This window comes from Micromonospora sp. NPDC005161, from assembly GCF_053599855.1.
The window spans coordinates 1-1,560 of record NZ_JBSFYQ010000123.1; the positions used below are offsets into that span (position 1 = coordinate 1).

Annotated in this window: 1 protein-coding gene; it reads left to right on the top strand. The window is 70.1% G+C overall.

The window, feature by feature from the left end:
* The first annotated feature begins 20 nt into the window (after nt 1-20).
* Nucleotides 21-1,418, top strand: a complete 1,398-nt coding sequence (locus tag ACWD5O_RS37120; RefSeq protein ID WP_450088172.1) for an IS1380 family transposase — start codon at nt 21-23, stop codon at nt 1,416-1,418.
* Nucleotides 1,419-1,560: the final 142 nt, after the last annotated feature.

Sequence of the window (1,560 nt, forward strand, 5' to 3'; positions counted from 1 at the left end):
CCGTGGAGGGCACCTTCCAGATGCACGATACCGGGTCACGTCCGAAGATCGTTGTCACTGCGGACGGGCGGGGTGTCGTCGGGCACGCTGGCGCCCGGTTACTGGCTGACGTGGCCGATGCCACGGGGTTGACCGCGTCGTTCAGCGAGGCGTTGGCGTCGCTGCGGCAGCGGCGGGCGGGTCATGATCCGGGTCGGGTCGCGGTGGACGTGGCGGTGATGCTCGCTGATGGTGGCGAGGCGATCGCCGATCTGGCGGTGCTGCGTAACGAGGCCGGCCTGTTCGGGGCGGTGGCATCTGACCCGACGGCGTGGCGGGTCCTGTCCGATCTGGATGGTGAGGCGTTGACTCGGCTGCACGCTGCGCGGGCGCTGGCCAGGGAGGTGGCGTGGGCGCAGACGGTCGAGACCAGGGGCGGGTTGCCGGTCTCGACCGCGGCGGGTCAGCCGGTCCCCGGCCTGGTGCTGGACGTGGACGCCACCATCGTGATCTGCCACTCGGAGAAGGAGGCGGCGACTCGGACGTGGAAGAAAACGTTCGGCTACCACCCGCTGTTGTGTTTCCTCGACGGCAGTCGGGAGGCGTTGTCGGGGTTGCTGCGGGAGGGCCGGGCCGGGTCGAACACCACCGCCGACCACATCACCGTCCTCGACCAGGCCCTGGCGCAGATCCCCGACGCCCACCGGCACGGCACCCCGATCCTGATCCGTTCCGACTCGGCCGGCTGCACGCAGGGGTTCCTGACCCACATCCGTGGCCTGCGCGCCCACGGTGTCGACACCTGCTTCTCCGTCGGTGTCGCGATCACCGAAGGAATCCGGGAGGCGATCCGGCAGGCCACCGGCTGGATCCCCGCGGTCAACACCGACGGCGGGCTGCGCGACGGCGCCGAAATCTGCGAGATCACCGGCGCTGTCCCCGCCGACGGCTACCCGGCCGGGACCCGGTTCATCGTCCGGCGGGAACGCCCGCATCCCGGCGCGCAACTGACCCTGTTCGACACCATCGAAGGCCTACGTCACCAGGTCATGGCCACCGACACCCCGGTCGGGCACGGGTCGATCCAGTACCTGGAGGCCCGCCACCGCGCCCACGCCCGCGTTGAGGACCGCATCCGCACCGGCAAGGACACCGGCTTCGGCCGCTTCCCGTCCCGCATCTTCGCGATCAACCAAGCCTGGCTGCAACTGGCCCTGACCGGCATCGATCTGATCGCCTGGACCCAAACCCTGCTCCTGCACGGCGAACTGGCCACCGCCGAACCCAAGAAACTGCGCTACCGGCTACTCCACGCGCCCGCCCGGATCACCCGCTCCGCCCGCCGCACCCGCCTGCGCATCGCCGAACACTGGCCCTGGACGCAGCAACTGGTCACCGCGTTCACCCACCTCGCCGGGCTACCCCGACCCATCACCTGAACCCGGCCGCCCCGCCCCGACGAGCACCCCGAGGGACCCGGCCACGCGCCGGGCCATCACCATGCCCACACTCGGCCAACCGCAGACAGAGATCAACTAATGCCCGAACGATCCATGATCAACCACTAGCGAAAGACCGAGG